The sequence below is a fragment of the Vibrio sp. SCSIO 43136 genome (genome assembly GCF_023716565.1).
Lineage (GTDB): Bacteria > Pseudomonadota > Gammaproteobacteria > Enterobacterales > Vibrionaceae > Vibrio.
In genome coordinates, this window is sequence record NZ_CP071849.1 from 488,638 (window position 1) to 514,694 (window position 26,057).

Sequence of the window (26,057 nt, forward strand, 5' to 3'; positions counted from 1 at the left end):
CAGGACAGACACCAAAACTGAATTTTTTAACCTACCGAAGAAACGTGTTCTCTGTTAGAGTCACCGCCAACTACGCTATTGAATAAAGACACCCTCAGATCGTATGTGATCGATGGACTTTTATTCACTTTTAGAACTCATTTTAGGAATCCCTAGTGACTAACAACGAAATTTTACGTCGTATCCAACATGCGTTAAACCTTAAAAACGCACAGATAATAAAAGCTTTCGGGCAGGCTGAAGTCACTGTGGCTCACGATAAAGTGGCAAACTGGTTAAAAGATGAAAGCGACAAATCTTGCGTTAAGATGAAGGATCAAGAGTTAGCGGTATTCTTAAATGGCTTTATTAACCTCAAGCGAGGCAAAAAAGACGGCGAGCAACCTAAGCCAGAAGTCTCGTTGACCAACAACATGATCTTCATGAAGCTACGTATTGCGCTAGACATGAAAGCAGAAGATGTGCTGGACGTATTAGAAGTGGTTGGTATTAGTTTAAGTAAATACGAAATTGGCGCGTATTTCCGCAAGCCAAACAACAAAAACTACAAACAGTGTGAAGACCAACTGTTGTGCGACTTCTTAAATGGTGTGCAGTTTACCAATCGTCCCGACTCTCAAGAGTTTGCTGGGTAATTCTTATCTCGAATCTAACGTGTAATTGACTAAAAAAGCGAGAGCCATTTCATTTGGCTACTCGCTTTTATCACGTTGAAGATCGATATTAAATTTGATATTGGTCTAGGTAGTAATCAATTGCCATTTCAATTGCTACAACTATCGGAGTTTGAGTTACTTGTTCATCAAGGTGAATAGGAGACATTATTTTAATAAACTTTCTCTCTCCATCAATTTCAGCATCTAGATAAACTTGTAAAACGCTTACTTCACCAGGATTTTCTGTTTCAGAATACATCCCCCGCTTGTACTCATCCTTAATTAAATTAAATTCGTCGGGAGATATAAGAGTACCAATACCATCAACGCCGTATTTTTGAATAGATGAGCTTATTACGCCAGCAACGGCACCACCAACAACACCACCGAGTCCACCCACTGTACTGGCAAGCCCACTTATCCTAAGTTCTGACTGAAGGTTAGCATAGGTAACAAAGTGATGTACTTTTACATTAGGAAACTCTCCAGAATCAGAAAACTTTTCGTGGACTCTGTGTTGGAGGAGCCTTACTGGAGACGGAGCTGTCTGATCCCCGCTTCTAAAAATTCCATAAGCCTTACTTGTAACTAAATAGCTAAATATTTCCTGTTGCTTCTCTGTTTCTGGTCGAAGGTCTTCTACTTGATAAGCTGAAGACCTTTCTAGGTTTGGGACCTCAACTTGAACTATTGGAGCCGCACATCCAACCATAAGCAGTGAAAAAAACGCAACAAACGCCAACTTCATTTAAATATCCTTTTTGTTAATGAGGTGTCAATTTTTACATCAAAGTAACCTCAAATCTGTTTCAAGCGAACTGACATATATGACGGCTCCCTTACCTGCCCTGAATTCTGAGCTAGATATTATCTGAACATGACATGAAAAATAATTCACTAACCAGTTGTATTATATGGTTATTTATCTACAGTAACGCACACTTTGTAGGGGTGAAATTCTATACTCAACATCTACCTAGGTAGAACTATTTGAGACAGGTACCAAAGCTGGCAATGATCTCAGAGAAGTACAATGACTACCCGCTAGAGTCGAGATTTGCGATCTACCCCCCTCTGGCAGGATAGTTGTCACTGTTAAAATTTAACCAGTTTTGGGCGGTAATGAGTGAACTTTGTCTCGTATCTCAGCAGAAAGAAAAGAAGCCATATTGAAGAAACTTCTGCCCCCATATTCCATGTCAGTGGCGGAAGTTGCAAAAGAAGAAGGCATCAGTACAGCAACCCTGTATCATTGGCGGAAACAACTTCGACGCTCAGGAGCCGCAGTGCCAAATAGCAACACTTCATCAGAGCAATGGTCAGCTCAAACCAAATTAGCCATTGTGGCTGAAACCTACTCAATGACAGAGAATGAACTCAGTCAATACTGTCGAGAAAAAGGGTTATATCCAGAAGAAGTACAAGGCTGGCGAAGTGAATGCATGCAAGGTTTTATGTCGAATAAAGAGCGTGAAGCTGAAGCCAAGAAACAGGCCAAAGCCGATAAGCTTGAGATTAAAGAGCTCAAAAAGGAGCTCCGACATAAGGAAAAGGCACTTGCTGAAACGGCTGCTCTACTTGTGTTGAGAAAAAAGCTGAGAGCCTTTTACGGGGAAGAACCAGAGGACGATTAACCTCTGCCGATGAAAGGCTGTATTTGGTCACTTGATCCATGAAGCTAGGAATAACGGTTGCCGTCTAGAGCCTGCATGCGTGAAGTGGAGATAGACTTAAGAACTTATCGCCGCTGGTATCAGCAAGGTGAGGTGCAAGAGGATAAAAGGCCGGCTTGCGAGAGACCAGAGCCTGCCAACAAGCTCACACCACTAGAGCAGATGGCCATTATCGAGGTGTGTAACCGACCTGAGTATGCAAGCTTACCACCGACTCAGATCGTCCCAACACTGCTAGATAAAGGCGAATATATTGCTTCGGAGTCAAGCTTCTATCGAGTACTAAAAGCGGAAGGTCAGCTTCATGGTCGTGGACGTCAGAAGAGCCGACAGAAACAGTCACGACCAACAAGTTATACGGCAACAGGCCCTAATCAGGTGTTTACATGGGACATTACCTACTTGCCGTCAAAGGTGCGTGGGCAACACTATTACCTGTATGTCATCGAGGACATCTACAGCCGCAAAGTCGTTGGTTATGATGTCTATGAGTGTGAATGTGGTGAGTTAGCTTCACAACTATTACAGCGCACGTTAATGCGTGAACGTGCTTTAACCAACCACTGGTACTGCACTCTGACAATGGCGCACCAATGAAGTCGCTGACGTTCAAAGCTAAGATGGATGAGCTGGGTATTACCTCATCTTACAGCCGTCCAAGAGTTAGTGATGACAACCCTTATGTGGAATCACTGTTCCGCACGGTAAAGTACATGCCAAGTTGGCCAACAAAAGGCTTCGAAAACCTAGATATAAGCCGTGACTGGGTAGAATCCTTCGTGCGCTGGTACAACACAGAGCATAAGCACAGTAAGCTGAATTATGTAACACCAGCACAGCGACACAATGGTCAAGATGAAGAGATCTTAATGCATCGAGCGAAGGTGTTACTTGCTGCCAAGCAAAAGCACCCTGAGCGTTGGTCGAGCGGAATTAGGAACTGTGAGCCAGTTAGAGAGGTTCATCTGAACCCAGAGAGAATAGCCGCTTAATTAATGAGCGAATGATGACAACTACCTTGAAAAACGCCGCTACTGAGTAAGTGCTATTTGCAATTATCTTCATCGGCGTCAAGCATAGTAAATGAATTTCCACTATTATGACGCATATATTGTAAGTGCTTTAACGTTCTACCTTTAGTGTTAAAGGTCAATGCTGTTAGTAATTGATTCACTCTGTGAACATCATCAATGCCCATCTTTAGGTGTCGCTGACAAGAACTAACTTTCATATACTCTGCTGTCACATTCTGAGCTAACTCACTATTACCAGTAGAGTCAAGTGTATACTCTGTTGATAATGTTTCTTGTAGGTAGTGTGCAGTTTTCTTGTAGGTGTTTAGTTCTTGCTGACTGATGTTTTGAATAGAACTTAAGAGCGCCTCAATATCATCTCTGATCCCATTACTATTTTCATCGGTACCTAGAATGTCATCACTTCTATCTAGAGTAGGTTCAAAATTCCTATAGAGAATTGTAAGTTGGCTATGGACTGAATCCTGAGACTTCAACTCATCGATTATTTGGGGTGTAAGTACCATTTCTTTAGGTGTGAAGTCTGTTTTTTCAGATTGGCAACCAAGTAATAGTATCATCAATATCGCCAGCATTTTTTTCATTGATTTTGAGTCCGTTTTTGTTTTATTAATTGTAGGTTTACTCTAACAAGTTAGAAGCCTAAGTAGGTAAATTTGACGTTCATTTCAACATTCTAATGAAAAATTATGTTGTTTTTTCTCCGACAATGAGAGGTGACCGTGAGTAGATTAAAAATACTGATGTGTTCTATTGATTGACTCGGCTAATTCTTGCTGCTTTCACGTTAATTAGGGCACGTATTAAGGATTATCGAGTAAAGTCGATAGTGCTGGACGTGAACACGGTTTGAAATTTTTTGTTTTTAGATTAGATTGATGATTGCGTTGCTCTGTATGAGTGACGTACATTTAAAACTTGTCCAGTATGTGTAAATTACAGTCGAGGATGGTGGCTTATCAATATAGATATCTATGATGTGTTTGGTGGAGATTCGGCGTCTGGTAACCCTTGTGGTGTACTAGAGCTTGATAGTTGGCTTCCAGACGAAGAGTTGCAGAAAATAACTTGTGAAATAGCGCTGCCTGTTACTTCCTTTGTTGTTAAAGCTGATGGACAATTTCACATTCGCTGGTTTGCTTTGGATGGAGAAATTAACCTGTGTGGGCATGGAAGCTTAGGGGCTGGCGCTGCAATCCTTTCTAAGTACAAACTCGATTGTGTAATTTTTAATAGCAAATATGGATACGTTTCCATTGATAAAAAAGGTGGTGCGTACACTCTTGAGTTGCCAAGTTGGAAAGGTGAAACTTGTATCGTGCCACCAGAAATAGCTGACTTAGCTGTTGATGCTATTGACGTGTTTTCAACTCGAGACTTAATTATCGTTTTGCCTTCTATAGAATCTGTGGTGAATTTTAAGCCTGATGATATGCGACTTAAACAGCTTGATAAATATCATGCTTTGATCGTGACAGCTGCGAATGGAGAAAACGGGTATGTGCTAAGATATTTCGCTCCCAAAATTGGTATCTCTGAAGACCTGGCAACAGGTTCTGCTCAATGTTCTTTAGCTCCATATTGGTTTGACAGGCTCGATTCGGATGCTCTTGAGGTACATCAGCTTTCGTCTTCAGGGGGCTATTTTGGCGTAAGGCGTATTTCAGATAAATCAATAGTGTTGCTAGCAAATGTCAGGCATCGGTAAATGAAAGTGTAACCAGAAATACTTCCTCGATTATAAATTTTTGACCAAGGTTATTCAGAATAGACTCCAAAAATAGTTATTAAACTCAAAGAAAGATTAATGAAGAAACTACTATTTGCAGTATTGACAGTTTTCGTATCTAACCCTAGCTACTCACAAACCTTAACTTCATACCTAATGTCTAACGAATGGCAGTGTATCCATGAGAATGTCAGGGTATATACAGAAACTCAGCTGAAGTTCTCTGCTAATGACAACTATATACTTAAGGCTAGGATGAAAGTCTCTGGTGTAGAGCATCCTATAGTCTACAAATTAGCAGGCGGTTGGGAAGTCGAAGAGGAGACCAACACCTTGCTGAGAACTATCGACTCTTTCACAGTATTCGATGAGGATCTACTTGATCGTGAACTTTTAGCGGTAATCAAACAGATATTAACGTCTGATATGGAAAAGAAAACACACCTAACGATAACAATCGTCAACCAAGATGAGTACATATCGTCTGATAAGAAATACAAAAATACGTGTACTAAGTTGGCTGGTTAGCTTGAATCAGCAAAGTTAGAGAGGGTGCCGGGAACTCATAAACTTGACTCTAAAGCTCAAAACTTACTGACAAAAAGGTCACTCCAAACGAGTGACCTTTTCTATAGGTAAGATATCTAATGCATAACCAACAAAATCGGAGTAAATTGTTCGTTCCCTCACTTATAAAAGCCGTTTTAAGCGGCCAACACTTGGTAATTACGTTTGAACTCAGAACGCAAAGGCGCATTCATCTTGGTGATCGCTACATTCCTCGCTGCTTGGGGCTGGATTTTCTCTAAACAGACCATACAAGGCTTGCCGCCGTTTGGATTTATTGGGCTACGCTTTGTTGGCGCATCACTGTGTTTACTGCCATTTTGCTATAAATCTATCCGTGCAACGGCTTGGTCTGACATTGTGAGAGTTGCCGGTATTGGCAGTTTACTAGGCGTGGTGCTGGTAACTTGGGTCTATGCGGTTTCTATCAGTGAAACCCTTGGGGAAGGTGCTTTTATTATGAGCCTGTCCATGCTGATTGCTCCTCTGGTGGCATGGATGATGTTTGGTGACAAACCTCAGCGAGTGTTCTGGCTCTCCTTGCCCATCGCTATTGTGGGATTGGCGTTTCTATCGATTGCAGATGGCTGGAAGAGTGACCCGAGTCAGTGGTGGTTCTTGGGCAATGCCATCATCATCGCAATTTACTTTAACGTGAACGCTAAATACGCCAAGCGCATGCCGATCATGATGTTAACTTGTATCCAGTTATTCATGACAGGTGTGATTGGGCTTGTGATGTCAGCAGCTTTTGAAACGCCACCAGACAGTGTCGAGAACAGTATCTGGGTGTGGTTCGCCCTTAGTATGTTACTAGCCACCAGCATTCGTTACCTGATGCAGATATCAGGGCAAAAGTATGCTAGCCCGACCAATGCGGCTCTGCTAATGCTTTTGGAGCCTGTTTGGACAGTGATTTTGAGCATCTATTGGTTTGACGAGCAGATGACGACCAATAAGTTCATCGGCTGTGCTCTTATCATGTTTGCTCTCGTGGTGTATCGCACTGGTGGTCGGTTTAGACGTCGCAAATTAACCATGCAGCAAGGGTAGTAATATGGCATTAACTCAAATTCAGATCATCCAGTCATTGGGTGATTCCATGAACTGGCTAGAGCGAGAATTGAACTGGGGCGTTCCTGTGACTGAGCTTCGTCATCTTACGGGAAGAATCGGTGAGCTATATGCGGCGTTGATTACCAATGGTCAAATGGCGACTGAAACCAATCAAGCGGGCTATGACGTGGTTAGTGGTGATGGCGAAAGAGTGTCAGTCAAAACTACGGGCCAGTTATACGGGGCGGGTCACATTGCGTTTAACCCGAATACGTTGGAGCTGGTGGATCGCATCATCATATTGCGCATTAATACTGAAGAGATGCAGATTGAAACCCTATTTGATGACAAGGTAGAGCAAGCAAAGTTGCTGATGCGAGCTTCAAACAGTGGCAAACACACCATAGCCTTGAGTAAGCTCGTTAAACCAACACCTGTGACAAGAGACATTCCTACGGTGAAGCAGGTCACTTGGCAGAACTATCAAATTCAAGAACTTGAAAATGGTTCTATTAACCTATTTGAATCCGGTGAACCGATAAATACGGTTAAGCCGCACCTACGCAAGATAGCCGCAGAACTAGGGATATCGATCCTTAATGGCAATGGAAATCAGCATAATACCCGCCAAATGGGCAGCTTGATTATTAGAGCGATAGCCACCGATCAACATTGATGCTGTGGCATCTAGTGAGTTCATTTGGGCTATGGGTCTTGTTCTGTTAGAATGCCCAGCCTTTCGACCTTGCTCAGGCAAAAGAGTAAAACCCGCTTAGGAGCTAGCTATGATGACAGATGAAGAAAGAATTGAACTCCAACAAAATAACCCACTGCACGGCCTTAAGCTCGAAACCTTACTTCAAGAGTTGGTGGATCACTATGGTTGGGATATCCTCGACACGGCGATGCGATTTAATTGTTTCCACACCAATCCATCCATCGCTAGCAGTGTAAAGTATTTGAAGAAAACCAAGTGGGCAAGAGAGAAGATAGAGAACTTCTATCTGTATCGTTTCAAGCGTATGCCTCGTGCATCTAGTGAAGAGTATGAATTGCCTCCACGTGCTCGCACTTTCCCACATGGTCTAAAGCCTAAAGAACCGATGGAGCTAACGGTGGATTCCATTCTGAAATCCCAAGCGAAAGCTGCCTCTGCTCACAAAAAGCGTTCAGCGGGTAATCGCAACTTTCGTCGCACATAATCACTTACTTGTTTCGCCAAACATTGAATAAAATTAAGGTCTGACATTGTCAGACCTTAATTGGTTAGGATTCTTGCTCAGGCTTTCGCTTGTGCTTAGGTACATAGTTTAAAATCGAAATTGGGATCGGCTTACGAGGCTCATATCCTTCCATTTCACGGCGCTCTAACAGATGGTTAAGGCGGCTTTCAATCATGCACAAATTCTTGAAATCATCTTTCGATAGGAAAGAGATAGCTTCACCTTGAGCATTGGCACGACCCGTACGACCAATGCGGTGTACGTAGTCATCTGCTGGGAACGGTAGATCGTAGTTTACCACTCGCTCTAGGTTATCTATGTCGATACCACGCGATGCAACCCCTGTTGCAATAAGGAACTGAATCTTTCCATCACGAAAATCTTCTAACAGTTTTTCACGTACCTGCTGGCTACGGCCGCTGTGGAAAGGCTCTGAGGCAATGCCTCGTTTTTCCAATTGGCTTGCAAGTTTGGCTGCACCTTGCTTAGTTTTGATGAAGATAAGCGCCTGCTGCCATTGATTGGTTTGGATGAGTTCAGATAGCAGCGCAGATTTACGATCTTTATCGACCGGGATCACCCACTGCTCGATATTGGATTTGCTCGCACTTGCGGCGCTGATGCTGATCTCTTTCGGGTTGTGAATCGCAGATTTGGCAAGATCACGCACTTTGTTAGACAAAGTGGCAGAGAAAAGTAGGTTCTGTGCATCTTCAGGCACACGGTCCAAGATACGGTTGATGTCGTCGATAAAGCCCATGTCTAACATACGGTCAGCTTCATCGAGTACCAGCATTTCTACTTCATCAAAATAGAGCGCTCGTCTGTTCGCCATATCCAATAGACGACCCGGTGTTGCGATGAGAACATCGATACCTTCAATCAGCGCTTGCTTGTGAGGAGCTTCGTCAACACCCCCATAAATCGCCAGTGATTTTAGCGGCAGGTGTTTGCTGTATTGGGCAACACTTTTATCGATTTGTAGAGCAAGCTCGCGAGTAGGCGCTAAGATCAGCGCGCGAAAACGCTTTTTGCGCTCTGTTTGGCCTCGAGAAAGTTTCTCCAAAATCGGCAACACAAAACTTGCAGTTTTACCCGTACCTGTTTGCGCTGCAGCGATTAAGTCATCCCCTTGCAAGACCAATGGAATGGCTTGTGATTGAATTTTGGTAGGTTCTTGGTAACCAAGTTCAGTTACTGCTTGGACAAGGGCTTGGTTTAAACCTAAGCGTGAAAATGACATAAAAACTCTCTTCAAATCCTCAGTTAGGGCATCTAACCGAGAGGCAAAACAGTGCAAAAAAAGCACGGCTAAATTGGGTCGCAAATCCTACCAGAAAATCCTTCTTTCAGCCATTGTGATCTCCATCATCATTGATGCGTTTAGTTGCGTATTGGTGATTTAACTTTATAAAAAGTGGGTGATTTTTGGCATGAGAAATTAATACTAGCCGATCTTCATAATTTGTTTTCGGTACAAAAAAAGATGCTGAATTATGTAACGTACACCATATTGTTTGCGAGTAACTTTGCCTATTTCGAATATTTCGGGGCGTAAATAATCCCATTCTCCTAGAGTTGATTTGCACAAGATAAAAAGTGTTAGGGGCGGGAAGCTCCAGAATTTTGTCGAATGAAACAATCAATTAAGGGAAATGCAATATGAAGGGTGTAAAGAAGGCTAGTGGATTTTTCCCACTAAGCACGATTACCGTCGGTTGCCTGCTCGCATTCAATAGCTATGCAGCAGTAGATTGTACTGGTATTGAGCAGTGGGACGCAGCCACCGTGTATACGGGCGGAGCGCAAGTTCAGCAAAATAATATCGCCTATCAGGCCAACTATTGGACGCAAGGCAACGATCCATCAACTCACGAAGGTCAGTGGGCTGAATGGAAAAAAATTGATACCTGTCAGGGTGGTGTAGTCGTTAATGAACCACCGACAGTCACACTCTCTTCTCCAGCTGCTGGATCGACCTACCAAGTTGGCGAGCTGGTAGATATTGCAGCAACGGCGGCCGATGTCGATGGCAGCGTAGCTAAAGTTGAATTTTTTATTGATGGGGCATTAGTTGCGACATCAACTGCTGCGCCATTTGCTGCCCAGTGGACGGCGACAGAAGGTAGCCACACAGTAGCTGTTGTCGCAACGGATGATCAAGGTGCACAGAGTACTCAAAGCTCTGCGGCAATTACTGTAGAAGCTTCTGTTGGTCCTATTAATGTACCGCCAACGGTTGATGTTGCTCTATCTGCAACTGCGGTGGATGTCGGTGCAACGGTGACTTTAAGCGCAACCGCTGCAGACAGCGATGGCTCGGTAAGCTCTGTTGAGTTCTTCGTGGCTGGTCAATCGGTTGGTGTGGTTACAGCAGCGCCGTATACACTTGACTATGTTGCCGCTAGTGCAGGCTCAAATGCTGTGTATGCCAAAGCTACAGACAATCAAGGTGCAACTACAGACTCTGCTGCACAAACCCTGACCGTCAATGGCGGTGCGGTGACCTCGAACTGTCGTCCAGATGGTTTGTACCAAACCCCAGGTGTAAATGTTCCATACTGTACTATCTACGATGATCAAGGCCGTGAAATCATGGGTGCTGACCACCCACGTCGTGTGATTGGTTACTTTACCAGCTGGCGTGCAGGGGACGACCCTCAAGCCGCTTATCTCGTGAAAGACATTCCTTGGGAACAGCTTACTCATATCAACTATGCATTCGTCAGCATTGGTTCAGACGGTAAAGTCAATGTAGGTGATGTTAATGATCCAAACAACGCCGCGGTAGGTAAAGAATGGCCGGGTGTTGAAGTTGATCCAGCACTTGGCTTTAAAGGCCACTTCGGTGCGCTTGCAACGGCCAAGGTCAAACATGGCGTGAAGACGTTAATTTCGATTGGTGGCTGGGCTGAGACGGGTGGTCATTTTGGGGTTGATGGTAAGCGAGTTGCTGACGGCGGTTTCTATACCATGACCACTAATGCCGATGGCAGCGTTAACCAGCAAGGTATTAATACCTTTGTCGCATCAGCGATTGAAATGATGCGTACCTACAAGTTTGATGGTTTGGATATTGACTACGAATACCCAACATCGATGGCAGGTGCAGGTAACCCAGATGATGTGGCCTTCTCTGAGCCACGCCGAGCTTACTTGATGCAATCGTATGAAGTATTGATGCGTACACTACGTGAAGAGCTAGATAAGGCGAGTGCGCAAGATGGTGTTCACTACATGCTGACGATTGCAGCGCCATCTTCTGGCTACTTGCTACGTGGTATGGAAACCATGGCAATGAGTCGCTACCTAGACTATGTCAACATCATGTCTTACGACTTGCATGGCGCTTGGAATGACCACGTGGGTCATAACGCCGCCTTGTTTGATACTGGTAAAGATTCTGAGCTTGCTCAATGGAATGTTTACGGCACCGCAGCTTATGGTGGTATTGGTTATCTAAATACTGACTGGGCTTATCACTATTTCCGCGGCTCGATGCCAGCAGGTCGAATCAATATTGGTGTTCCATACTACACCCGTGGTTGGCAAGGCGTAACGGGTGGTGAAAACGGCCTTTGGGGGCGTGCACCACTGCCAAACCAAGCGGATTGTCCAGCAGGAACAGGTGAAGGTGAGAAGAACAACTGTGGTTACGGTGCACTGGGTATCAACAACATGTGGCACGATTTGGATGCCAATGGCGTTGAAATGGGCGCAGGTTCCAACCCAATGTGGCATGCGAAGAACCTAGAAAAAGGTATTTGGGGTTCTTATGCGCAAGCGTACAAACTGGACCCTGTGAACGATCCTTCTGATGTATTAACGGGTACTTACACTCGTCACTACGACAGTGTCGCCGTTGCTCCTTGGTTGTGGAATGCGGACACCAATGTGTTCCTATCAACCGAAGATAAACAGTCTATCGAAGTGAAATCAGACTACGTTATCGATAAGGGTATCGGTGGCATCATGTTCTGGGAGCTTGCGGGTGACTACAACTGTTATGTGCTAGACGCAAATGGTAACCGAACCAGCATCGATGCAACAGAGCAAGCGTGTGCGACGGGCAATGGTGAATACCACATGGGTAATACCATGACGAAAGCCATGTACGATAAGTTTAAGTCCGCAGCTCCGTATGGCAACAAAGTTGCGACTGGCGCTATTCCGAGCGAAGTTGTCGATATTGCTGTGTCTATCGGTGGCTTTAAAGTGGGCGATCAGAACTACCCAATCAACCCGAAAGTGACGTTTACCAACAACACGGGCGTTGAGATCCCGGGTGGTACTGAGTTCCAGTTTGATATCCCTGTATCTGCTCCAGATAACGCTAAAGATCAGTCTGGTGGTGGTCTTGCAGTGATTTCTTCAGGTCATACTCGCGCCAACAATATTGGTGGCCTTGACGGACCAATGCACCGCGTAGCGTTTAGCCTACCAGCATGGAAAGCACTACCAGCAGGCGAGAGCTATGAGCTAGACATGGTTTACTACCTACCTATCTCTGGCCCTGCAAACTACAGCGTGAACATCAATGGTGTTGATTATGCGTTTAAGTTTGAGCAGCCAGACCTACCAGTTGCTGACATTAGCTCTGGTGGCAATAATGGGGGGAACAACGGTGGTAACAACAATGGCGGTAGCTGTGATGTAACTGGCTTGAAGACTTACCCAGACTTCCCTCAGGTAGACTGGGCAGGTAACCCAAGTCACGCAAACCAAGGTGATAAAGTGATCCATAACGGCGTGGTATACCAAGCCAACTGGTGGACTGCTTCTGAGCCGGGAAGTGACGGTAGCTGGAGCACAGTGTGTAACATCTAACGTTTTGTAAACTATAAAAAAGCGCACAACTTGGCCTGTTGTGCGCTTTTTTTGTGAACAAATACCAATACGACTAATTATGTGATCTTGCATAGCGACGGACAGATTTTTTTCTAGTAAGGAAGAAATCTTATGCCTAGCAGGGACTAGGGATACGATTTCTGACGCGGCTAGAAGAAATATGGACTAGCTAGGCTGATCAGATAATTGGTTGGATTGGTATTAAGTCCCATCTTTAAAATTGAATCATGTTTACCATCAAGAATTCCTAGTATTAGCCGATACAGAGACAGCCTTGTCTTTCAATTTCTCGCAAGAGGTTCACATGCTTAAAAAGGCTCTTTCGTTGACACTGATGTCTTTAATGATGTCAGCTCCGCTCTATGCTCAAACCATGCGCCTCACCACGGGCGACTGGCGGCCTTTCGTATTTGCTGATGAAAATGGAGTGAAAGCCCAATTGCCCGGTTACAGCATTGAAATCGTTAATACAGTATTGAGAAACATGGGTTATCACACGGAATACACCAGTCTACCTTTTATGCGCCAGCGTACAGAGACCTATCGTGGTGAATATGATGCAATTGTTGCAACCGCCGAGGGCAGTGTACCGGGGCTTGTTTTCCCCAAACTAGCGATTGGTGAAATCAATACTTGTTTCTTTGTTGCCCAAAAAAGTCGTTGGCATTACAACAAACCTGAATCGCTGCAATGGGTAAAACTCGGTGTCGTTGCTGGGCATAGCTATGGTGAGATCGATTCGTATATAACTCAGTATTGGAACAGCCGAATATATGCGTATACCGGGGTTGAGGAGAATCGTCTTAGTAGCTTGGTCGAACTGCTGAGTTTGGGGCAGGTGACAGCCATTGCAGAGGATAAAGATGTAATGGAGTATTTTTTACAGCAACAGGGCAAAAAAGGGATGTTGAAAAGTGCAGGTTGTTTAGAGCCTACACCGCTAGTAATCGGGTTTACCGCAGCAGATATGCGAGCTCAAGAGTGGGCAGATCAATTTGATGTTGAGTTAGAGTCGCTCAGGAAGTCGGGTGTGCTCAAACAGATCCTTAATCGATACGGAGTTTACGATTGGGTCGTCCCTAAGAAGATTTGATACGATCATTGCTAGAATTCGTTTATAAAATTACCTATAGCTCACTTTAGATCAAGAGGTTACACTAGCAGCCCAAACAAGAGGATTGCTATGAAATATGACTGGATTCTATTCGACGCTGATGAAACATTGTTTAGCTTTGATGCCTATTTAGGGCTTAAAACCATGTTCAGCACTTTTGGCGTCGATTTCTCTACGCAAGACTTTGCGACTTACCAACAAGTCAACAAACCTCTTTGGGTCAAATACCAAGATGGTGAGATCAGCGCAAGCCAATTGCAAAGTGATCGCTTTCTAGATTGGGCTAAACGTCTCAATACCAGCGCCCATGACCTCAATCAGAAGTTTCTGGATGCGATGGCCGATATTTGTCAGCCATTGCCCGGTGTTGTCGAGATGCTTGAATATACCTCTCAGCACGCAAAGTTGGGCATCATAACTAACGGGTTTACCCAACTTCAGCAAGTTCGTTTAAACCGTACTGGACTTAGTGATTATTTCGAGCACGTGGTTATTTCCGAAGAGGTGGGGCTTGCAAAACCGGCGGTTGGTATCTTCGATTATGCCTTAGAGAAAATGGGACAGCCGGAACGTTCTAAGGTGCTGATGATTGGCGATAACATTCATTCAGACGTTTTAGGCGGACTGAATGCGGGCATTGATACTTGTTGGCTTAACCTAGAAAAGCAGCCACAACCTACCGAGATCACACCGCATTACGAACTTCATCACTGGGGTGATTTTGAACGGGTAATTCGTTGAGTTAAATCAAGATTTATCAAATACCTCAAAGGTATAGTCGAACAAGTGTTTGAGTGTATTTTAGGAGTAGCGATGAATCACTTCATGCCATCAACCTTGCCGTTGACTTCGTTTGTCGGCAAGCCAAGAGTCCGAGTATCAGCGCAGCAGTGTAGCCGCAAAGTCGCAGATGATAAGCCTAAACAAGAAGAGCAGCCGAAAAAGAAAAAGCTCGCTTCCAGCGAGCTTTGAGCAACACGCTCTAACCTATTCGGACCTATTAGGGTAATAGTAAGTAGGTATTTACTATCAATTAGGTGATGAAGCTATTGTGCTGTTTTTTTGCTCTCTCAATGTCAGTGCGATGTCAAACTATGTTCGATTTTTGTCAGTGCTTTATAAATTAATCGTTCATGAATGGGACGCACTTGGCACCTTTTGAGCGGTAATTGACGAGTTTGTAATCGCGAGCACATAAGTTAGGCTATTGGTATGCTAGTTTACAGGCTCTAGTAGCATAGATTTCGTTCATAAATACAAGGAATTAGGAAGAACGGATGTTTAGTCGCAAAGAACCCCCGTATCTTACTTCGGCTGGGCTAAAAGTCGAAAGCTCAGTAATTGCATTATCAAAAATAGATAAGCTTTACGTCAAAGATTACCACGTTAACGATAAAATCAAGCGCGCAGCGTTGATCGCTTTTGTGATTGGTTTTGTATTGTCTATTGCCCACCCGATATATGTTGGATTACCGGGTTTTGTTTTGACTTTCCTTTTGGCTTACTTGCGTTCTCCTAAGTTTGAACTTAGGGCTGAAATTCATTCCAATGACGACCAAGTTGCCCCAGTCGATACCGGCTTGCATCACACCATAGATCGTTCGAAGTACGATACTGTGGTCGAGAAGTTTAACGCTCTCAAAGCTTATGAAGAGCTTACTTCTCACCATGATGACGAGCAGCAAGAAGAGTAACTTGCTGTTGTAGCCAAGGATGCGTTTTTGCTGGCAAAATTTCGCTTATATTGTTTGCGCCGTTTTGCCAGCGGCATTTAGACTTGCACCGTTTCCCGTTTCCCGTTTCCCGTTTCCCGTTTCCCGTTTCCCGTTTCCCGTTTCCCGTTTCCCGTTTCCCGTTTCCCGTTTCCCGTTTCCCGTTTCCCGTTTCCCGTTCCCCGTTTCTAGATCTTGGTCGGTTTATGGTAAACATCGGTTTAGGCTGCGAGAGATAACTACCCCCTTATAGGTAGTTTCTAACGTCGCTCAGCCATTGATTTACCTAGCTTTATTACCCCTAACTTGATCAAATTCACGTTATAAAAGTGACAATGTGTTCTGTCCATTATTGTTGTTTATATTCCCTCGCTAAATGAGTAAAACTAAACTAATTTGTTAGAGTGGCTAGGAAAATAAAGGACTAAATGATGAAGGGTGCACTTTCGCAACTTTCCGTTACTAAACGGCTTATGCTTATTTTGGCGGTATTCGTGGTAACGACCAGTATTATCGTTGCTGACGTCATGGCAACACTTGAAGCCAACAAGCAAGACGGCACGGTAATTAATGTGGCTGGTCGACAACGTATGTTGACCAAGAAGTTCGCATCAGAAGTGATGTTAACAGTATACGAAGGTCATAAGTCTAGCCATGGTGCGCTCGACTATGACAATACGATTCGCCTTTACGAAACCTCCCTCAATGCTCTTAAAAATGGTGGGCAAACATTCTCTGACTTAACCATGAAGTCGCCAATCTCTTTGATAAAGAGTGATGCTTCTGCATTTTTGCAGCAGCTAACAGTGGTTGAGCAACTGTGGAAGAAACAAAAAGCAATGGCGTTTGCTTTGCTGCCCTTAGGCCGAGATGCAACCGAAGCGCAAGTGGATGAGTTTATGCTTGCGAATCATCAAACCCTTGCTGCAATGCACAAAGCTGTGTTGAATTACAACGCTTATGCCGATGCTAATGTTTCGGAACTGAAAAGAGATTTATTGATAATTTCAGTGGTTGGTGTCTTGTTGACATTACTACTTTCCTCTCTGATCGGATCTAGCCTTATTCAACCTCTGGGTCACTTGGTTAAAATCAGCCGTGAAATCGGTCGAGGGAATCTTGATGCGACCAACGATCCGGAACACTTAGTTAACCGGAGCGAGTTGGGTAAATTGGCAACCAATATCATTGCGATGCGCCATTCCATCTCTTCGGTAGTCACGGGTTTGAAAACCAGTGCGGAGAACATCTCAACGCTATCTAATCGAGTAGATGTCCTGTCAAAAGAAGTGACCGATAGCCATGAGGAAGAGAAACAGAAATACGTTGAGATAAACGAAATCTCAGATGGTCTTCAAAGCTCTTTCGCTCAAGTATCTGCGGTGGTTGAACAGACCATTGATTCGGCGCAAACTAGCCGAAGCAGTGCAGAGCAGGGGATGCGCTCCGTTGAGTCCAATATGAATGCGGTACAAGTCGCAACAGAAGAGTCGCATAAAGTGGCGGAAAACATTCAAGAGCTGAGCTCTGTAGCAGAGCAGGTTTACAGTATCATTGATGTGATTCAATCCATTGCGGAGCAGACCAACTTGTTAGCACTTAACGCCGCCATTGAGGCCGCACGAGCGGGTGAACAAGGTCGCGGATTTGCGGTGGTTGCGGATGAAGTTCGTATGCTAGCGAGTAAGACCAATGATTCGACAGGAGAAATTAGTAAGCTGTTGGCAGACTTAACCGAGCGGGTGAATGTCTCGGTAGAATCTGTGGGTCAATTGCAAAACCATGTAGAAAGTAGCCGTCAGGCGAGTGAAGAAACGTCAGAAAGCATCAGTGCGATTTCGGCGGCGATTGAAATGACGGTGACTCAGCAAAATGAGATTGCCAGCCTGATTCAAGAACAATCGCAGAGCATCAATAGCTTGCAAGATGCACAGCGTTACCTTTCTGAGCTGCTGAGCAACACCAACAACAAAATATCCAACAGTTCTCAAATCGCACAAGATATGAGTGACATGGCCTCTGGTATTTCTACCACGCTGGATAACTTCTCGATGGATGGCAAAGTACAGAAAATGTAGTCTGCGTTTAGAACGAAAAAATCCCCAAACTTAGGTTTGGGGATTTTTTTATAAACTGTTGGCCGTTTGCTCACTTTTGATTTCGCGAACATAGCGATAGATGGTGTCTCTAGATACCTGCAAGGTGTTTGCGGTAATGACAATTGCATCTTTAATGTTGAACGCACCGTTTTCAAATAACTGCTCAACGATGGCGCGGTTACGCTTAGCTGGTGATATAGCACTGTCACTTAGAATGCTTTTTCGAATCGTCTCAATAGAGTCTTGCAGCATTTCATCGGGGCTTTTCGCAAACTTCTCAGAAGAGGTGACTTCTGTTTGTGAAGCCGAGATGTTGGTTGCAGGCAACATACTCGTTAGTAGCGAATGGATCGGCGCATCCATGTCGGAGTTGATACACAATAAGCCGATGGCCGTACCAATGTCATTGCGGATCACTGTGGTTACCGAGCGAAGTAGCTTACCGTGTGGGCCTTTACTGAAATAAGGTTCAGAGACATCGACACCAGAACGTAGCTTTTCTAGTGCTAAGTTGGTGATAGGGGCACCAATATCACGATCAGTGACGTGACCATTTGCAATCTTGATGATCGATGGGTTCTCGATATCCAAACTGTGTAGAACGACTTCCGTGTGGGTGCCGTACATTGCGGCAATGCCATCAACCACATTAAAGGTGGCTTGTAGAATCAGTTTGTCACTTAGTGATAACGTGACGAGCATAGATTACTTCCTTTGGCATAAGGGTGTTACAAGTATCCATAAAGATACTAAGGTTATATAGATCAAAAAAATCGCTACCCCTTACGAGGCAGCGATTGTTCCGAATTAAGAAGCCATGATTTCGATGATTTCTTTATCGGTGATAGCCATACCAGTGCTAACCATACGGCCAATGTTGCGGATAGTTTTCTCAACGTCACCAGCGATAACGCCTTGAAGCGCAACTTCTTGGCCTGCTAGTGCTAGCATCATGCCTTTCATTGCTGCTTGAGAAGAGCTACCTACTTTCATCGCACAAGTCGCTTTTGCACCGTCACAAACCATACCAGCAGTGTCGCTTAGTACGTTCTGGATAGCGAAGCAAGATTGCTCGAAAGAGCCGCCTTTCAGGTAAACCATCGCAAATGAAGCCGCAGAACTTGTCGCAGTGTTACCACAGAAAGCACACAATGGAGGGTAGTGTGACTTAATGTAAACAGCGCCAAGGTGGCTCATGATAAGTGCACGAGCTAGCTTCTCATCGTCAGCTTTAACGAACTCAGCCGTCTTAACAACAGGTACTGTTGCAGCGATACCTTGGTTACCACTACCGTAGTTGCTCATTGCAGGTAGTGTTGCACCGCCCATACGTGCATCAGATGCCGCAGAGGTGTACATAAGAACGTCAGTAGTCAGACTAGAACCCATTAGGCCAGTTGCGATGCTGCTGCCCATTGTACGACCGATCTCTAGACCGTATTTGCTGTCCAAACCTTCTTGAGAAAGCGCCATGTTTAGGTCGCGAGCTTGAAGGATGAACTCGATGTCAGCAAAGTCAACTTGAGTAGCAAATTCGTAGATCTTCTCAATGCTGATGTCTACACCTTCACATACAGAAGCAGTAGAAGCAGCAGCGTTGTCAGCTTTGTCAGCAGCAAAGATAACTTCGCCGTTTAGCGTTTTCTCAACGATTAGAGTGTGGCCACCACTGATAGTGATAGTTGCGCTCTTGTCACCAAGTGTTGCTTCAGCACGGCAGTAGATGAATTCGTTAGTTTTCTCACGAGAAACTTCTACATTACCAGCGTCGATCATCGCTTGAGCTTTCTCAACGTCTTCTGGAGTGATTTTCGCTAGTACTTCTAGACCAGCTTCAAAGTCACCACCAACAGCGCCAGAAGCAGCAGCGATTGGAAGGCCGATTTTGCCAGTGCCTGGTACAAAAACGCCCATTGAGTTTTTGAACAGGTTGTCAGATACAAATACTTTTAGTGTATCTGGAGCACCACCTAGCATGCTTGCAACCGCAGAACCTGCGTATGCAGCAGAGATTGGCTCTGTACAACCTAGTGCAGGTTTAACAACAGAGTTGATGATCTCAATGTATTGCTTCCACTCAGCTTTCATGGCTAACCTCTTAATAATTCTTATTTTTTGTGCGCGATAGCTTCAACTTCAACAAGAACGCCTAGAGGCAGATCTTTAACTGCGAAGCAAGAACGAGCAGGGCATTCGCCTTGGAAAACTTCAGCGTAAACTGCGTTGAATGCAGCGAAGTCTTCGATGTTTGCTAGGTAGCAAGTAGTCTTAAGAACAGTCTCAGCGCTACCACCGCCCGCTTCAAGAACGCTTACTAGGTTCTTAAGAGACATGATGCTTTGCTCAGTGATGCCACCTTCAACAACTTTACCAGTTGCAGCGTCTACAGGAAGCTGACCAGAAGTGAAGATCATGCCGTTGAACTCAGTACCGTGAGAGTAAGGACCGATAGCTGCAGGAGCTGCTGGAGAAGTAACAACTGTTTTCATTGTATTACCTATTACTATGTTGGTTAAAAACGAAAGTTTGTTGTAGTTCCAACTCGATTTCGTTCAGAATTTGATTTGCATATATTAATGCAAATTTTGTTGCATCAAGCAAGCTTTGTTTTACATCGAACCCCCTTAAATGCCTATTTTTTGGTGATTTGCGTCTCAATAATGGTAAAACTTTGATGGAGATCACCTTTCAAATTAATTTGCAAAATAAACAAATTGCAAAAAACTTCAACATCGAATAATGTCTGCCTCGCATTTAGGTTTGATGTAATCCCAAGGTTTGAATTACCACTATGAATAAGCAGCTAATGTTTGCTGGGGCGAAGACGATAGCGCCACTTTGTATCGGGGCTTTTCCCTTTTCCTTCATCATTGGAGCTATGAGCATTCAAGCTGGATTGAGTATTACGCAAAGTATTCTCTCTGCAATGCTGACGATTGCAGGATCATCGCAGTTGGTAGCCTATGGCATGATTCAACATGGTGGCAGCATGCTGGTAATCATGTTTACCAGTTTCGTGATTAACTTACGTCACGTGCTCTACAGCGCATCTCTGGCGGAAATTGCCAAGGGGCAGCCGTTGCACATACGTGCATTGATGGCATTTGGCCTAACGGATGAAGTTTATGCAGGCACCTATAAAGGGGTTCGAGAGCACAAATATGGCGCTCATTGGTTTTACCTAGGTGCGATGGGGCTGTTTTACGTCAACTGGGTAGTCGCTAATACTCTCGGTGCATTGGTAGGAAGTTCTTTCCCTGATATTGCTAATTTTGGGTTGGAGTTCGCTATGGTTGCAGCCTTTATTGCGATTGTTGTGCCTCAGCTTAAAGAGCGAGAGTGCATCGTAGCTGCCGTGGTATCTATGGTTGCGGGTGTGTTGTTTTCTAGCCTGCCACACTCGCTAGGTTTGGTGGTCGCAGCATCTATCGGTGTATTTGTCGGCTATCAGATGGACTTAATGACAGAGCGCGAGCAAGCGGCTGAGATTAAGAAAGCAGAATCTTGCGATGTTGCTATCAAGCAAAGCCACGACGCAACACCAGCTACAAGTGAGGCATAACCATGAATTACAGTGAATTTTTTGTTTTTGTCATGGGTATCGCAATCAGTACATTTGCAATTCGATTTTCGATTTTAGGTTTTGCGGGCTCATTTGAGATGTCTCCAAGATTGAAAAAGACATTGCGCTTTGTACCTATCACTGTTTTACCAGCGATCATTGCTGTTGAAGTATTAGGCACTGCACCAGAGGTTGCGTTTCATTTGCACAACCCAAAACTGTTGGCTGCGATAGTCGCTACCATTATTAGTTTGAGATTTGATTTAGTTTGGGTGGTTATCAGTGGCGTTGGTTCACTGCTGATCTTCCAAAACATATTGGCGTAGCTACTACGCAAAAAGCTACTACGCAAAAAATTGGGAACAGGACGCAAATTGTCCTAGGCTCGGTAGGAATACCGAGCCTTTTTTTTGGCCGTTGGTTTTGTTGGGTTGATTGTTATTCGGCTTACTGTCAATCGCAGGCGAAGATTTTTTAGCGTCTACCCCCGAATTCATCTACAAATCTATTTGCACTTTAATGCACAGAAATGTTGCAGAAATTATTTTTTCAAAAAATTGAAAATTAGGACAGTCTAGGCTTCCATATCGCCACCTTCATCTTTTTCCGTTTTGGCGAGTGAAGCTCCAACAATACATTCGGCGATCCCCACCGCTATCAAACGAATGGCTTGGTTAGTATCCAGTTCAATAAAGCTTGGGAAGGAAAGGGGAGTATGCTCATCACTGGTGGTATTGACCAATATCCACATATCCATACTCAAGGTTTGGATAGCGTCGAGATCTGAGTGTTGCGTGACGACGGCGAGTAAGCTGAGCCCCGAGATGAGGGTTAGCACACCAATCATTAACAACCAAAAAGCGATCACTCCTTTTATTGCCATCATAATCCTATCTCCCCTGTGACAAACGTCTATTTCGGGAGTTTATACAACAGCTACAGAGTAGCCGTCTAGTATCTAGTTGATAAGTCTATTAGAAATAAAAAAGCGCCACCTGCAGGTAGCGCTTTTTTGCAACGGTATTTGCTAATGAAAATGCAAATTATTTTGCAGGGATCTCTTTTAGCATTTGAACCAATTGGTCCCAGAACAACGCAACAGTTGCGATGTTAACTTTCTCATCTGGAGAGTGCGGGTTCTTGATGGTCGGACCGAATGAAATCATATCCATGTTTGGATAAGGCTTCTTAAACAGACCACACTCCAGACCTGCGTGGATCACTTGAATGTTAGCGCTCTTGCCGTACATCTTCTGGTACATGTCACGGAATAGCTTCATCACCTCAGATTCTGGGTTTGGTTTCCAACCTGGGTATGCGCCTGTTGCTGTGAAGTTCGCACCAGCAAGTTTAGCGAGTGACTCTAGCTTACCTTCAACCATGATGCGGCCTGATTCGATTAGCGAGCGGATTAGGTTTTGAAGTACCAGCTTGTTATCGCATACAAAAACCATACCTAGGTTTAGTGAGCTTTCTACTACGCCTTCAACATCATCGCTCATGCGCATCACACCATCGAAGCTAGTGTTGATTAGCGCAACAGCTTTTGCATGACATTCAGCGGTGAGCACTTGCGCTGGCATCTCAGCCGCTTTAACCGCAGATTGAACACCTGCATCTGCAACACAAAGCTCTGCTGCGATGATCGTTTGGAACTTCGCTAGCGCCGCTTCAACGTCTGTTTGCGCATCTTTCGCTACTACGATAGTTGCTTTTGCTTCACGTGGGATCGCGTTGATAAGCGTGCCACCAGTGATCGTTGCTAGACGTGCTTCAGTCTCTAAGTGTTCTGCTAAAAAGCGAGCAAGCAATTTAGACGCATTGCCACGGCCAAGGTGGATGTCACAACCAGAGTGGCCACCTTTCAGTCCGTTGATCACGATCTCAAGGGCAATTTGCTCAGCTTTTGGTGCTTCAAACGCTAGCTCAAGTTCCGTGGTTGCTGCGATACCGCCAGCACAACCCATGTAAACTTCACCTTCAGACTCTGAATCGGTATTCAGTAAGATATCACCTTGTAACCACCCAGCTTCAAGGCCAAATGCACCTTCAAGGCCGTCTTCTTCGTTAGTGGTTAGTAGCACTTCAAGCGGGCCGTGTTCGATGCCGTCTGCGGCAAGAACTGCAAGACAGGCTGCCATGCCGATACCGTTGTCAGCGCCAAGGGTTGTACCCTTCGCTGTTACCCAGTCACCGTCAACGTATGCTTGAATCGGGTCATTTTCGAAGTCGTGTACTGTGTCTTCATTCTTTTGTGCCACCATATCTAAGTGAGCCTGAAGAACCACGCCACGACGATTTTCCATCCCTAGTGTCGCTGCTTTACGCAGCAGTAGATTTCCTGTTTCATCCTGTTCTACGAAAAGGTTGCGCTCTTTCGCCCACTTGGTGATCGCATCAGCAAGTTTTTGCTCGTGGTGCGATGGGTGAGGGATTGAGCAAATCATGTCGAACATTTGCCATACGGCTTGAGGCTGAAGTTGGTGGATTTCTGACACCTTGTTATTCCTATCGTTATATTAATCGGGTGAGGTTCAGAGTACCTCGGACTCGTTTTGCTTCATGTATCGGTAGAGTGTCTGTTCTGAGATACCAAGGGCTCTCGCTGCTTTACGGCGGAAGCCACGGATCAAGAACATGCCCATCTCGTCGAGCTCAGAGATGACTTGGGCTTTCTCTTCAATACTCATCATGGCAACGGAGCGACCTTTTAGTACATCTTGAATCGCTTGAGTTTCAATATCTTGGATATTGGCGACGAACGTTTCTTGAGTGGACTCCATTTCCGCTGATGGAAACAAATGCTTTAACGTGTTTAAGGCTTCAACGTAGTGACTGTCATCGATATTGATGCACAGCATGTGAGTTGGAATACCTAACTCGTTCTTAATCAACATTGATGAAGAGCGCAGGCGAGCACCGTTGCCTTTCACCGATGAGTAGTTTACTTGGTAGGGCTCTTCTTTTGCGCCAGTCTCTTTAAACATCTTGAGAGCGAGATCTGTCATAGGTGCCCCGATTTGGCGACCTGTAACGTGACCGTTTTTAAGATAAATGAGTGAATGCTCTGGCTTGGATAAGTCATGCAGCGCAACCTCGGCGGTTGGGCCTAAGATCTCCGACAAAAAGTTAACTAAATGCGAAAAGTTTAATGAGATATTCATGACTAAAGTTGTCCCTTATTATGGTTCTGTGGGCTTCTGCGAGGCAGATTAGAACACGTTAAAGTACATTGTTCAATATCTAATTGTATGACAAATTAAGTGGTTGATATTGAATAATAAACTTACTTATATTGTGGGCGAAATAAAAAAGGCACCGCTCATGCGGTGCCTCGATTTATTCGCTTATTTTGCTTCAGCGGTTGCTGCTTCCGCTTCTTGTGCTGCGTATTTCTTACGAGCCATGAAGTAGAAAGGAGTGATAGCAACCATAGCGCCAAGACCGATAGCAATCTTGTATGCATCTGAGAAGGTGAGTAGCCAAACACAGATTGCTGCTGCTAGGTAAGGTACTACAGGACCGAATGGGATCTTGAAGCTTAGTTCACGCTCAGGGTACATCTTACGTAGTTTTAGTACCGCTAGACATGTTGGGATGTACTGAGCAAAACGAGTTACTACTGATAGTGCAGCAAGCATAGTGAACGAACCAGATAGTGCGATTGGTAGCGCTGCCGCACCTGTTAGCAGGATTGCGATAGTTGGAACGCCTTTTTCGTTCTTCTTACCAAAAGTTTCTGGTAGTAGTTTATCTTCAGCTAGTGCAGTTAGTGTACGTGGTGTCATGAATGATGCTGCTACGTTGATACCAGCGATAGACACGATTGAACCAATCATTACGAACATGTAACCCCACTCACCAAGGAATACGCCTGCTGCATCAGCAACTGGAACCTTAGTGTTTGCTAGGTCGTCGCCAAGAACACCCATACAAACCATCATGATTAGTAGGTAGAAAGCCGATACGATAGCCATTACCAGCATGATTGCACGTGGTAGGTTTTTCGCAGGGTCTTTCATGTCTTCAGCAGCAGTTGCTAGGCCTTCGAAACCTGTGAAAGCGTAGAAACAAAGTACAACTGCTAGTGCCATTACGTCCATATCAAACTCAAAGCCTTTTGCAGAGTATTCTGCAAACTGAGTCATTGGGTTTAGAGGAACGTTATCCCAGTTGATGTAGAAAACACCAACAACAACGAACACGATAAGTGGTAGTAGCTTACCGATAGTGGCTACGTTGTTTACATATTTAGAGGCATCAACACCCGTCATGTTGACGATAGTGAGTAGGATAACCATGCCTGCAATGATGTAGGTTTGGTAACCATCAAACACTTCAGGAGCAAAGTTAACCAGTAGAGTAGAGAATGCTGCTGACATTGCTGCCCAAGCAACACACGCCATTACCCACTTAAGGAAACCAACTTGGAAACCTGCGAATGGACCGTATGCTTCTTTAACGTATACGTATGCTGCGCCGTTCTTGTTGAAGTGGCCCGCAGCTTCTGCGAAACACACTGCAATCGTCGATACGATCAACATAGTGAAAAGAATTAGAGCGATCGACATTACGTCTGCTTTTGCGTAAAGCGCATTAGGAAGCAAGAAGATGCCAGAGCCGATGATTGCGTTAAAACCAAGCAATACGATGCTAGGTAGTCCAAATTTGTTTTTATCAGACATGCGGAGTCCTTACAAGCTGTCATCCAGCCTGCGATACCTGTAATAAATAATTGGGAAAAATAGGGTTTGTTTTAAAAAGGGCTGCCGAAAAGCAGCCCT

24 protein-coding genes and 1 pseudogene are annotated in these 26,057 nt (G+C 44.6%); 15 read left to right on the top strand and 10 right to left on the bottom strand.

The features are described from left to right. The first annotated feature begins 155 nt into the window (after positions 1–155). Positions 156–635 carry a YehS family protein gene (locus tag J4N39_RS16885; RefSeq protein ID WP_252026076.1) on the top strand — a complete coding sequence of 160 codons (480 nt, stop codon included), beginning with the start codon at positions 156–158 and terminating at the stop codon, positions 633–635. Between the two features lie 88 nt (positions 636–723). On the opposite strand, the gene J4N39_RS16890 is transcribed toward J4N39_RS16885, so the two are convergent. Continuing rightward, positions 724–1,404: a hypothetical protein gene (locus J4N39_RS16890; RefSeq protein ID WP_252026079.1), complete on the bottom strand. Its 681-nt coding sequence runs from the start codon at positions 1,402–1,404 to the stop codon at positions 724–726. A gap of 385 nt (positions 1,405–1,789) precedes the next feature. On the opposite strand from J4N39_RS16890, the pseudogene J4N39_RS16895 reads away from it, so the two are divergent. Continuing rightward, positions 1,790–3,321, top strand: a pseudogene (locus J4N39_RS16895) (IS3 family transposase). Positions 3,322–3,374: 53 nt separating this feature from the next. Here J4N39_RS16895 and J4N39_RS16900 read toward each other — a convergent pair. After that, entirely contained in the window at positions 3,375–3,947 is a 573-nt protein-coding gene (locus J4N39_RS16900) for a hypothetical protein (protein WP_252026081.1), read from the bottom strand. 395 nt (positions 3,948–4,342) lie between these two features. On the opposite strand from J4N39_RS16900, the gene J4N39_RS16905 reads away from it, so the two are divergent. The 5 genes from J4N39_RS16905 (at position 4,343) to J4N39_RS16925 (ending at position 7,917) form a co-directional block, all read left to right on the top strand. Further along, positions 4,343–5,071 carry a PhzF family phenazine biosynthesis protein gene (locus tag J4N39_RS16905; protein ID WP_252026082.1) on the top strand — a complete coding sequence of 243 codons (729 nt, stop codon included), beginning with the start codon at positions 4,343–4,345 and terminating at the stop codon, positions 5,069–5,071. Positions 5,072–5,170: 99 nt separating this feature from the next. After that, a complete protein-coding gene (locus tag J4N39_RS16910) occupies positions 5,171–5,620 on the top strand; it encodes a hypothetical protein (RefSeq protein ID WP_252026083.1) in 450 nt (149 codons plus the stop codon). Positions 5,621–5,824: 204 nt separating this feature from the next. After that, positions 5,825–6,712: a DMT family transporter gene (locus J4N39_RS16915; RefSeq protein ID WP_252026084.1), complete on the top strand. Its 888-nt coding sequence runs from the start codon at positions 5,825–5,827 to the stop codon at positions 6,710–6,712. A 4-nt stretch (positions 6,713–6,716) separates the two neighbouring features. Then, positions 6,717–7,391 carry a DUF6998 domain-containing protein gene (locus J4N39_RS16920; RefSeq protein WP_252026085.1) on the top strand — a complete coding sequence of 225 codons (675 nt, stop codon included), beginning with the start codon at positions 6,717–6,719 and terminating at the stop codon, positions 7,389–7,391. Positions 7,392–7,500: 109 nt separating this feature from the next. Next, positions 7,501–7,917 carry a VF530 family protein gene (locus J4N39_RS16925; protein ID WP_252026086.1) on the top strand — a complete coding sequence of 139 codons (417 nt, stop codon included), beginning with the start codon at positions 7,501–7,503 and terminating at the stop codon, positions 7,915–7,917. A 64-nt stretch (positions 7,918–7,981) separates the two neighbouring features. Here J4N39_RS16925 and J4N39_RS16930 read toward each other — a convergent pair whose 3' ends face one another. Then, positions 7,982–9,181 carry a DEAD/DEAH box helicase gene (locus J4N39_RS16930; protein WP_252026087.1) on the bottom strand — a complete coding sequence of 400 codons (1,200 nt, stop codon included), beginning with the start codon at positions 9,179–9,181 and terminating at the stop codon, positions 7,982–7,984. 419 nt (positions 9,182–9,600) lie between these two features. On the opposite strand from J4N39_RS16930, the gene J4N39_RS16935 reads away from it, so the two are divergent. The 6 genes from J4N39_RS16935 to J4N39_RS16960 all read left to right on the top strand — a co-directional run bounded on the left by J4N39_RS16935 (position 9,601) and on the right by J4N39_RS16960 (position 17,690). Then, entirely contained in the window at positions 9,601–12,765 is a 3,165-nt protein-coding gene (locus J4N39_RS16935; RefSeq protein ID WP_252026088.1) for a chitinase C-terminal domain-containing protein, read from the top strand. 325 nt (positions 12,766–13,090) lie between these two features. Beyond that, positions 13,091–13,879 (top strand): substrate-binding periplasmic protein, encoded by a 789-nt coding sequence (locus tag J4N39_RS16940; RefSeq protein ID WP_252026089.1) that lies wholly within the window; start codon positions 13,091–13,093, stop codon positions 13,877–13,879. Positions 13,880–13,969: 90 nt separating this feature from the next. Beyond that, a complete protein-coding gene (gene yjjG, locus J4N39_RS16945; RefSeq protein ID WP_252026090.1) occupies positions 13,970–14,641 on the top strand; it encodes a pyrimidine 5'-nucleotidase in 672 nt (223 codons plus the stop codon). A 72-nt stretch (positions 14,642–14,713) separates the two neighbouring features. Next, a complete protein-coding gene (locus J4N39_RS16950) occupies positions 14,714–14,872 on the top strand; it encodes a hypothetical protein (RefSeq protein WP_252026091.1) in 159 nt (52 codons plus the stop codon). Between the two features lie 305 nt (positions 14,873–15,177). Then, positions 15,178–15,594 carry a signal peptidase complex subunit 1 family protein gene (locus J4N39_RS16955; protein ID WP_252026093.1) on the top strand — a complete coding sequence of 139 codons (417 nt, stop codon included), beginning with the start codon at positions 15,178–15,180 and terminating at the stop codon, positions 15,592–15,594. A 446-nt stretch (positions 15,595–16,040) separates the two neighbouring features. Next, positions 16,041–17,690: a methyl-accepting chemotaxis protein gene (locus tag J4N39_RS16960; RefSeq protein WP_252026095.1), complete on the top strand. Its 1,650-nt coding sequence runs from the start codon at positions 16,041–16,043 to the stop codon at positions 17,688–17,690. A gap of 48 nt (positions 17,691–17,738) precedes the next feature. Here J4N39_RS16960 and J4N39_RS16965 read toward each other — a convergent pair whose 3' ends face one another. The 3 genes from J4N39_RS16965 to J4N39_RS16975 all read right to left on the bottom strand — a co-directional run bounded on the left by J4N39_RS16965 (position 17,739) and on the right by J4N39_RS16975 (position 20,200). Further along, a complete protein-coding gene (locus tag J4N39_RS16965) occupies positions 17,739–18,413 on the bottom strand; it encodes a helix-turn-helix transcriptional regulator (RefSeq protein WP_252026097.1) in 675 nt (224 codons plus the stop codon). Positions 18,414–18,518: 105 nt separating this feature from the next. Further along, positions 18,519–19,799, bottom strand: a complete 1,281-nt coding sequence (locus J4N39_RS16970) for an L-cysteine desulfidase family protein (protein ID WP_252026099.1) — start codon at positions 19,797–19,799, stop codon at positions 18,519–18,521. A gap of 20 nt (positions 19,800–19,819) precedes the next feature. Then, the gene (locus J4N39_RS16975; RefSeq protein ID WP_252026101.1) at positions 19,820–20,200 is read right to left on the bottom strand and encodes a Rid family detoxifying hydrolase; all 381 of its coding nucleotides are present in this window, start codon (positions 20,198–20,200) and stop codon (positions 19,820–19,822) included. 302 nt (positions 20,201–20,502) lie between these two features. On the opposite strand from J4N39_RS16975, the gene J4N39_RS16980 reads away from it, so the two are divergent. Both J4N39_RS16980 and J4N39_RS16985 read left to right on the top strand, forming a co-directional pair. After that, positions 20,503–21,273 (top strand): AzlC family ABC transporter permease, encoded by a 771-nt coding sequence (locus J4N39_RS16980; RefSeq protein ID WP_252026103.1) that lies wholly within the window; start codon positions 20,503–20,505, stop codon positions 21,271–21,273. 2 nt (positions 21,274–21,275) lie between these two features. Further along, on the top strand, positions 21,276–21,599 hold the full coding sequence (locus J4N39_RS16985; RefSeq protein WP_252026106.1) for an AzlD domain-containing protein: 324 nt from the start codon (positions 21,276–21,278) through the stop codon (positions 21,597–21,599). A 248-nt stretch (positions 21,600–21,847) separates the two neighbouring features. Here J4N39_RS16985 and J4N39_RS16990 read toward each other — a convergent pair whose 3' ends face one another. The 4 genes from J4N39_RS16990 to J4N39_RS17005 all read right to left on the bottom strand — a co-directional run bounded on the left by J4N39_RS16990 (position 21,848) and on the right by J4N39_RS17005 (position 25,958). Next, positions 21,848–22,159: a hypothetical protein gene (locus tag J4N39_RS16990; protein ID WP_252026108.1), complete on the bottom strand. Its 312-nt coding sequence runs from the start codon at positions 22,157–22,159 to the stop codon at positions 21,848–21,850. 157 nt (positions 22,160–22,316) lie between these two features. Beyond that, positions 22,317–23,729: an aminoacyl-histidine dipeptidase gene (locus J4N39_RS16995; protein WP_252026936.1), complete on the bottom strand. Its 1,413-nt coding sequence runs from the start codon at positions 23,727–23,729 to the stop codon at positions 22,317–22,319. Between the two features lie 78 nt (positions 23,730–23,807). Beyond that, a complete protein-coding gene (locus J4N39_RS17000) occupies positions 23,808–24,437 on the bottom strand; it encodes a helix-turn-helix transcriptional regulator (protein ID WP_252026110.1) in 630 nt (209 codons plus the stop codon). Between the two features lie 183 nt (positions 24,438–24,620). After that, positions 24,621–25,958, bottom strand: a complete 1,338-nt coding sequence (locus J4N39_RS17005) for an APC family permease (protein WP_252026112.1) — start codon at positions 25,956–25,958, stop codon at positions 24,621–24,623. Positions 25,959–26,057 lie beyond the last annotated feature (99 nt).

Coding starts and splice junctions, on each gene's coding strand:
- J4N39_RS16975 (WP_252026101.1), bottom strand. CDS start 20,200: ATGAAAACAGTTGTTACTTCTCCAGCAGCTCCTGCAGCTATCGGTCCT.
- yjjG (WP_252026090.1), top strand. CDS start 13,970: ATGAAATATGACTGGATTCTATTCGACGCTGATGAAACATTGTTTAGC.
- J4N39_RS16930 (WP_252026087.1), bottom strand. CDS start 9,181: ATGTCATTTTCACGCTTAGGTTTAAACCAAGCCCTTGTCCAAGCAGTA.
- J4N39_RS16955 (WP_252026093.1), top strand. CDS start 15,178: ATGTTTAGTCGCAAAGAACCCCCGTATCTTACTTCGGCTGGGCTAAAA.
- J4N39_RS16920 (WP_252026085.1), top strand. CDS start 6,717: ATGGCATTAACTCAAATTCAGATCATCCAGTCATTGGGTGATTCCATG.
- J4N39_RS16890 (WP_252026079.1), bottom strand. CDS start 1,404: ATGAAGTTGGCGTTTGTTGCGTTTTTTTCACTGCTTATGGTTGGATGT.
- J4N39_RS16995 (WP_252026936.1), bottom strand. CDS start 23,729: ATGTTCGACATGATTTGCTCAATCCCTCACCCATCGCACCACGAGCAA.
- J4N39_RS16985 (WP_252026106.1), top strand. CDS start 21,276: ATGAATTACAGTGAATTTTTTGTTTTTGTCATGGGTATCGCAATCAGT.
- J4N39_RS16925 (WP_252026086.1), top strand. CDS start 7,501: ATGATGACAGATGAAGAAAGAATTGAACTCCAACAAAATAACCCACTG.
- J4N39_RS17005 (WP_252026112.1), bottom strand. CDS start 25,958: ATGTCTGATAAAAACAAATTTGGACTACCTAGCATCGTATTGCTTGGT.
- J4N39_RS16990 (WP_252026108.1), bottom strand. CDS start 22,159: ATGATGGCAATAAAAGGAGTGATCGCTTTTTGGTTGTTAATGATTGGT.
- J4N39_RS16940 (WP_252026089.1), top strand. CDS start 13,091: ATGCTTAAAAAGGCTCTTTCGTTGACACTGATGTCTTTAATGATGTCA.
- J4N39_RS17000 (WP_252026110.1), bottom strand. CDS start 24,437: ATGAATATCTCATTAAACTTTTCGCATTTAGTTAACTTTTTGTCGGAG.
- J4N39_RS16970 (WP_252026099.1), bottom strand. CDS start 19,799: ATGAAAGCTGAGTGGAAGCAATACATTGAGATCATCAACTCTGTTGTT.
- J4N39_RS16980 (WP_252026103.1), top strand. CDS start 20,503: ATGAATAAGCAGCTAATGTTTGCTGGGGCGAAGACGATAGCGCCACTT.
- J4N39_RS16965 (WP_252026097.1), bottom strand. CDS start 18,413: ATGCTCGTCACGTTATCACTAAGTGACAAACTGATTCTACAAGCCACC.
- J4N39_RS16910 (WP_252026083.1), top strand. CDS start 5,171: ATGAAGAAACTACTATTTGCAGTATTGACAGTTTTCGTATCTAACCCT.
- J4N39_RS16950 (WP_252026091.1), top strand. CDS start 14,714: ATGAATCACTTCATGCCATCAACCTTGCCGTTGACTTCGTTTGTCGGC.
- J4N39_RS16960 (WP_252026095.1), top strand. CDS start 16,041: ATGATGAAGGGTGCACTTTCGCAACTTTCCGTTACTAAACGGCTTATG.
- J4N39_RS16935 (WP_252026088.1), top strand. CDS start 9,601: ATGAAGGGTGTAAAGAAGGCTAGTGGATTTTTCCCACTAAGCACGATT.
- J4N39_RS16900 (WP_252026081.1), bottom strand. CDS start 3,947: ATGAAAAAAATGCTGGCGATATTGATGATACTATTACTTGGTTGCCAA.